This is a genomic window from Pseudanabaena cinerea FACHB-1277, from assembly GCF_014696345.1.
GTDB lineage: Bacteria > Cyanobacteriota > Cyanobacteriia > Pseudanabaenales > Pseudanabaenaceae > Pseudanabaena > Pseudanabaena cinerea.
This window is the reverse complement of record NZ_JACJPY010000129.1, coordinates 1-7,600: the sequence shown is the minus strand read 5'-3', so window position 1 is coordinate 7,600 and position 7,600 is coordinate 1. Positions and strand designations below refer to the sequence as shown.

At 38.2% G+C, this 7,600-nt stretch carries 5 protein-coding genes and 1 pseudogene; 3 read left to right on the top strand and 3 right to left on the bottom strand.

What is annotated here, in order from left to right; genetic code table 11:
• Positions 1–270 (top strand): annotated as a pseudogene (locus tag H6F44_RS23835) (class I tRNA ligase family protein); the annotation flags it as partial.
• Here H6F44_RS23835 and H6F44_RS21425 read toward each other — a convergent pair.
• From H6F44_RS21425 to H6F44_RS21415, 3 genes are read right to left on the bottom strand one after another with little or no spacing between them, the layout of a single operon-like run.
• Entirely contained in the window at positions 228–1,034 is an 807-nt protein-coding gene (locus H6F44_RS21425; RefSeq protein ID WP_199302229.1) for a hypothetical protein, read from the bottom strand. The pseudogene H6F44_RS23835 and the gene H6F44_RS21425 sit on opposite strands and share 43 nt — an antisense overlap.
• 15 nt (positions 1,035–1,049) lie before the next feature.
• Positions 1,050–2,873 (bottom strand): methyl-accepting chemotaxis protein, encoded by a 1,824-nt coding sequence (locus tag H6F44_RS21420; RefSeq protein WP_190353124.1) that lies wholly within the window; start codon positions 2,871–2,873, stop codon positions 1,050–1,052.
• Positions 2,874–2,879: 6 nt separating this feature from the next.
• Positions 2,880–6,206 carry a tubulin-like doman-containing protein gene (locus tag H6F44_RS21415; RefSeq protein ID WP_190353123.1) on the bottom strand — a complete coding sequence of 1,109 codons (3,327 nt, stop codon included), beginning with the start codon at positions 6,204–6,206 and terminating at the stop codon, positions 2,880–2,882.
• Positions 6,207–6,325: 119 nt separating this feature from the next.
• On the opposite strand from H6F44_RS21415, the gene H6F44_RS21410 reads away from it, so the two are divergent.
• Positions 6,326–6,685 carry a virulence factor gene (locus tag H6F44_RS21410; RefSeq protein WP_199302228.1) on the top strand — a complete coding sequence of 120 codons (360 nt, stop codon included), beginning with the start codon at positions 6,326–6,328 and terminating at the stop codon, positions 6,683–6,685.
• A gap of 119 nt (positions 6,686–6,804) precedes the next feature.
• A complete protein-coding gene (locus H6F44_RS21405) occupies positions 6,805–7,590 on the top strand; it encodes a Uma2 family endonuclease (protein ID WP_190353122.1) in 786 nt (261 codons plus the stop codon).
• Positions 7,591–7,600: the final 10 nt, after the last annotated feature.

Here is a 7,600-nt window from a genome sequence, read left to right as displayed (position 1 = left end):
CGTTATAAAAGAATGCAGGGCTATCAAGTGTTGCACCCAATGGGCTGGGATGCCTTCGGATTGCCTGCGGAAAATGCGGCGATTGATCGCAATACCCATCCCGCGAAATGGACTTACGCAAATATCGACAATATGCGATCGCAACTTAAACAAGTGGGCTTGTCCTACGATTGGGATCACGATTTAGCAACCTGTTCGCCTGATTATTATAAGTGGAATATACTCTTCTACCTACCAATCGTATTCTTCTCGTCTAGCCTAGTGAAGCGAATCTCGATGCGGCGTTTATCATCATCTTTTGGCTTTTCATTATTTGGTAGTTTTGGTGGCACTAACTGAGCCGCAGAATATGCACGGAATTCTAAGCCTTGTAATTTGCCATTATTTTTTTGGTGATACCGCAAAATACGCATGATTTCTACGGCACGCATTAAGCCTAAGTCTGCATTAGATCCAGCCACAAGTCTATCGGCAGTTACTCGATCAATGTCTGCGTTATTGGCTATATTGGCTAGATCCTTGTCAAGATTACTGGATACACCACCAATAGGCTGAGGATCGGTATGTCCAATAATTTCCACTAAATTAATTCCATAGGATTTAGCATTATTTTCAATCTCTTCTATTAATCCATCTTTTTTATCAAATTCTCTTAGCATCTGCTGACCTTGTAGACCAGCACTCCCCGACTTAAATCGAATGGCTCCTGAATCACGCAGAAAGATAATTGGTGGTGTATCGTTTTTTTGAGGAACTATAGGTTTTAACCGATCTAGAACTATAGGTTTTAACCGATCTATCTCTTGCTGTAAAATTCTATTTCTTTGCTCAAGCTCATTGTTCCTTTTTTCAAGGGTCGGTATTAGGTCTGTAGCTTTCTTACCCTCTTTTGCATTGAGTTTACTTCTGGTAAAACCTATCAGAAAGGAGGTTATTAAAAAAAGACTGATAATTAAAAATGAGTTAGACATTAAATCTGTGAATGCTACCCAAATGTTTAGATCTTCAGTTTCTGACTCAAATTTCCGTCTCATAGTCATTATTACTTATTAATTAATAATTCGTTTACTTAGTATATTCTTAATATTACTAACTGCCTTTTTGGTAGTTGGGAATAACTCTGATTGACTATTTTGCTGTCTATTATTTTGAAAAATAATTGAAATCTGTTCATTTATATTTTCTATTACTTTTGATAAACTATATATTTGAAATTTAATTTCGCTTATATCTTCAATCTTTAGCAGTGGGGATTCATTTTCAGAAACCGATCCCTCTTTCAAAGATTGATTTTGCAGTAAAAGAAATTCAAGAGCTTGTTGAAAATCACTTTTGATTGAAGCTAACGATTGATTCATTTGAGCGTTATCTTCATTCATAATTACACTAGCATTAATAAGTTGCGAACTAATTTCATTAGCTGCTAGTATTAATTGATCGATTTTTGGATTGTTGTCTAAATTATTTGTTGTATCTGAATAGTTACTGTTACTTATATCAACACATGATATTATTTCTTGTAATAATTGAATAATTGTTTGGTTGTCATCATGTAAGCTATTGAAATCTAAGCCTTGATATAATTTCTCGGTAATTTTTTGAGTAACTGCGTTGATGGATTTTGTTAATCGAACTAACTCAGCCTTAGCCAGTATAGATTCATCACTTTTAGCACTTAATGACTGTGCAGATAATTCAATATTTGATTGCAGATCTTTAATTAACTCCACAGTAGAAATTAATATTTCTCTTTCTGCTTTGATAGCTGGAATTGCTTCCAGTAAGTTCTCTTCATTACTTTGTGTTATTCGTATTAAATCTCTAAAGGCATCATAAAGTTTAAGAGATTTACCTGAGTAGTCATCTAACTTTTGGGCTGCTTCTTGAAACTGTATTGATGAACTTTCAACAGAGTTAGATGTTTCTTCAAAAGTTGCAGTTACCTGTTCTATAGTGCTAGAAAACCTATGGATGCTATTAGGTAATTCAGAACCAGACAAAACACTAGCAGCATATTGAAATGCTTGAGAGCTTTCAGATATTTTTGTCGCAGAATCCTTAAAGTTACTTACAAGATCATTGAGGTTATCTCTTAATACTCTATTCTCTGTTATGATTTGAGAAATTTGAGTAGTAAAAGAATTGCCGATTGCTTTCTCAAGCGATTTTGTGAATATTCCAATCGATTCTTGCCGAAAACTTGTAAGAGAGGCTTCAATTTGGGCTAAAAATACGCCAGTAGGAGTAGTAGAAACTTCACTATTCAGATAATCTTCAAGTAAGCTCAGAAATCGATATTTTGCTACTGTTGTATTAAAAACTAGATTTACGATTGTCAATGCTATACCACATAGCAGGGCTATGAGGCTACTTCCAAAAGCAGTAGCCATTCCATTTAGAGGCTCTTGTAATTTGGTAATTATTTGTTCAGTAGTACCACCAGAACTTTTTAAGATTTCTTGAATGCTGCTTAGGTTGGAGGTGATGCCCACAAATGTACCGAGCAATCCTAAAGAAATTAGAACATTTGGAAAAGAGCGACATACAAAATCCCAAGAATCTCTACTTGCAATCCCAAATTTATTACTACTATAAATTTGGTCAATAATTACTGAGGTGTTAACTTTATCTGATCCATTTTTATAAGCTTTGACTCTTTTTTCCGCCTCTTGAATAATGGGGTGTTTTAAAGTTACGTCTCTTTCTGAAACCAGAATTCTTGCTTGTGAAATTAGATTTTCTAAGTCTTTTCTTAAAAAGGCTCTAATTACAGCAACAACAGCAGTTAAGCCAACAACCAAAAAGAAAAATATTTTCTGTCCATCAGCAGAGGTCAGGATTTTTAGTAATGGGAGTAGTGAGCTAAAGTCCATTCTATTTCATACGGGGTATTTTTGTTTGATTGCCGCAACTTCTCGATCATATTCTTCCTGATCGATGATTCCATCCTCAAGATCTCTCTTGCATTGTTCAATTTCTTCACGGCGGCGCTGACGAGCATTTTCTGATGCATACTCATCGTTGATAATAACCACGTCATGAGGAGTTTCTACAGTGCTAGTAGATGCTTGTTCATCATTGATAGGAGATGCTTCCAAAATATTCTGTGCATTAGGAGATAGATTACTAGGCTGCTCAGAATTTGATTTTTCAAGAAGCATCTTATCGATCTTTTGGCGATATTTCTCCAATATACCGATTTCTCCGTCTTTACCAATCAGTTTGTCTTTGTATCGCTTGTTGTAACCATCAGTGAGGCTATTAACATATCTCTGAAACGCATCAATAGTTGCTCTTGCACCAGAACCCTGACTATCTCTACTGGCACTTTGTCCCCAAGTATCTTTGTTTAAACCATTTTCAAAGTGTTTTAGCTCTTCCTCTAAACTGGTAAATAGATCGTTGTCATTGTAAATTGTCTCCATACACTGATCCCAGTTACCCTCCAGCAACACATCTTGCATTTGCATTGCTTTTTGGCTCCAATAGCCGAATTGCAAACTTGATTGTGTATAGTCACCAAGAAACTTTAGGGCTAAACATGGAAAAAAAAGCAACTGTAATCTTTCCATAATTTGATCAGATGGTGGCACAAAGTCGGTAAACTGTACTCGTTTATCATTGTGTAGAGGTTTATTTTGCTGGATTCTCAATCGGTATTGGTAGCCATAATCTTCGATACCTTTGATGATGCGTAACGGAAAAGGAGCAAACTCTGTAACGACAACAACCCGATCTTTTTCTGTTAAGGGAATCCACTCAGAATCAGTAATTTGGTTTTGATTGAGTAAATTTTCAAACTTCTCAACAGACGAAGACTGCTCACGCAAGAAACCAACAAAACGCTTACGATTTCCCCTAATGTAATAGGGATCAGTAAGGTTTAGGTCAACACGGGGTTCTGCCATGTCTAGTATTTCACTCAGCCGTTTATTTGCTTCAGGCTGTAATGGTTGATATTTTTCTAGGAATGCGTTAATTACAGGACGACCAAACGAAAGGATACGATTATTAAAAATCCTTTCTAGAACCATATCCATCTTTTGAACAGTGTCATCCATAGAAACTTGCTGTAAAAGTTCTATGAGAGAAGAGTCAATTTGTAAAACTTTGCACAATTCATCTGTAATTTGCTGATAATTTGACAGACGATCTTGCTCTGGCATGAGAGTTTGTTCGGCATCAGTCACATCTTGTTCAGTAAATATTGCCTCGCCATTCAATTCATTGAGGTTCATCTCGCGTCTTTCTGACTCGATCTGGCGATACTCAACTTCGATCTCAGCCGCTTTATTTTTGCTGATAACCAGCTTGGCGCTGATATCTTGGCAATACTTACTCAATGCATCCGTAATTTCTAGGGACTGCTTAGCAGTGAACAACTTGCGGTTATGTTCGATCGCTTTGCGAGTTTCTTCTAGATATCTACGGGCAATGGATTTGACAGTCTGATTTTTATTTCGTAAGCCCAGCCAACCAAATTGACGATTTTCCTCTTCAATTTCCGATTCCATCTGCCGCCAACGGGCTTCTAAACCCTCAAGGGCTTTTTCTTCACCTAGTGATCCAATCTCCCTTTCTAATCTACGGCGATTGTCATTTAGGTCTTGCATGAGCCTAATTATCCAAGACTGGGCATTGCCAAGACTAAATATTTCTTCACGGGGATTGAGTAAGCGCAAACGAAATTCGTCAATATTTTGATGATATTGAATGATGTAAGCAGCAACTTCACGCATGATCTTGGTCAGCCAAATGCCTCTGGTTGCATCTGTATCGCCAAATTCGACTTTCCGAAATTGATTGCGAAAAGTACTTTTTAGTTGAGTTGATAATGACTCTCGATCGCTGGCAGTTTGACAAGTATTGATGATATTTTTTTCACAATTGCTCTTCCAACTTGTCATCAACGAATCAGCCGCGTTATTACCTTCAAGAGGAATTTTATCGAGTTTCTTCTCAGGAAAGCCCTGCTTTTGATTAACGTCTCTATACCAGTCATAGGTTGTGTAGAAAGTCAGCATTAAGCTCTCAATATCTGGAGCTTGACCATAGCCAAATTGCCAAAACTGCATTATGGCTACACTGACCCTTGCAGAGGTAATTTGAATGATTCGATCAATTGGGCAGTAAATCTCAGATAGACCGAAAGTTAGATAATACTGAGGATTGGGGCGCGGATAATTATCATCTTGGCTGAGAGGAAAGTTAAAATCATCACGCTTTTCCTTGAGCTTAGGAGCAAGTCTACTCGAAAACTCAATCGCAATTTTTTGAGCGATCACATTGAATAGCTTGTCTTTCTCCTTGATCTGATAGCGGGGGTTGCTAGTATTTCTACCAATCAAAAAGGTAAAACTAAATGGTGGCGCTCCATTACTTTCAATCCGAGAAAGTGGATCGTTTTTGTCATAGAATGCCTTGAAATTATTACCACGAGAGTAAAAATCAAGCTCCATCAAGGCTGCATAAATATTTGCCTGTTGATCAAAGCCATTATTTCCACCATCTTTTGTGGGTAATTCAGGATTAATAACCAAGTACCCATAAACCTTAGCATTGGGATATAACTTTCTAACGCTATAGGAGACATCGAGGAAAGTACCACTCCCAGTACCACCGTACAGAGAACCCACAATGAAAATGTCTAAACCTTCATCTTGTAAGAGTCCAAACTCTTGCATTAGATGCGGATATGTACCCTGAGTACTAATTTCTGCCGATTTGATCGCTCGTTGAATTGCGGCATAGTTCATGAAAAAGCAAAGCCGCCCCACAGATCGGACACCGCCAGCCCCCTTATCGATCGCCCTTGCATTTTCAATCACATAATCAGGCAGCCACTCTCCCACAAAATCATATGGACTATTGCCCTGAGAGTTTTTGAGGGTAATGCGTAACCGATTCGCATCTTCTGCGGTCATGCCAATATGTACTTTTTCACTCTCCTTGAGACTAATATCAACCCCACGATGATAAGTCTTGCCACTGAGATTAGCATTATCCAAAGCCCCACTATCAGTATCAATCTGGACAAAACGCACTATAGGAAATTTTTCTAAAGATCCATAGCGCTCAACTATTAAACGCCGAAGACGCATAATTGTCTGTAGTCCTGAACCACCTAAGCCAATGCAAACCGCCCGTGTTACACCTTGATAATTTCTAGAAGTTCTCGTTGAGCCTTGATTATTTGTATAGGTCATATTGATGATATACCATTGATGAACTCTAAACTCGTTTTTAGATTTTCGCTATCTTGCCTATGATTCAAGCTAGATAATGTGACTATAATATTATAAATTTGGAAATAAATTAGGTGTTTATGCAAAAAACTTTAAAACCGCAGATGACTAAAATAGTTGCTCACCACACCCAAACACAGGTAAAACAGAAAGGAGAAAGAGTGTACGCGATCGCTTTTGATATGGACATTGAAGCATCAAGACTAAACTATGGCGATCCCTATAACAACGCTTATACCGAGATTGGTAAAGTTTTACAACGCAACGGCTTTGTCAGACAACAAGGTAGCGTTTATTTTGGTAATGAAAATATCAATGCTGTAACCTGTGTTCTTGCGGCGATCGACTTGTCGCGATCGCTGCCGTGGTTTGCAGGATCGGTTAGAGACATTCGGATGCTGAGAATTGAGGATCTGAATGATTTAATGCCAGCAGTTTAGCAAGGAACTCCACCGCGATCACTTTAACCCCAAAGTTTCAAAATGCTAAGATTATCTCACTTAAGCAGTAAATTACTAAATCAAGATCACCGATCTTATTAATAATTGAGGAAATCAAAATGACTGCCACCACACTAAGCAAACCTATTATTACTACTTCTGTGCGTGAGCAAAGCAGACCGCTTGCCGAAGAGCGTGTGATCTTGCATAACGTTAGTTGGCAGACCTTTGAAAGTTTACTTGCCGATCTAGGTGATCGCCGCAAAACTTTATTTCATTACCTCAACGGCACTTTAGAAATTATGTCTCCACTATCACTCCACGAAGGTAGCAGTCGTTTTTTTGATAGATTACTAACAGTTTTTGTGGATGAATTAGAAATTGATATGCGCTGCCTAGGTTCTTTGCTGATGAAAATACCTGAATTAAAAATAGGTGGTGAACCAGATTCTTGTTATTACCTCAAAAATGAGTTAAGGATTCGCGCTCAAGAGAATGTAATTGTCGGACAAGATCCACCACCCGATCTAGTTTTAGAAGTAGATATTACCAACCCTAGCGATCGCCGTTTACCGATATATGCCTTGCTGGGAGTACCTGAAGTCTGGCGCTATGATGGCTATTGGTTGGAGTTTCTAGCTTTAAAGAATGGAGAGTATCAACTAATAGACAAGAGTTTATCTTTTCCTGATTTGCCAGCCGAGATTATTATGGAATATGTGCAGAAGCGTTTAACTTTAGGAGAAAGTGGAACCCTAAGGGAGTTTCGGAAATGGGTGCGGGCTAATGTTGGGCGGGTTGACATTCCCCGCGCTGAAGCGACGGGGATTCCTGAGCTAATCACAGCCCTTTCTGCTTGCACATACTTAGGTCTTACACGATTATGTCCCATCCGAGCTTACTAGAATATTCCTT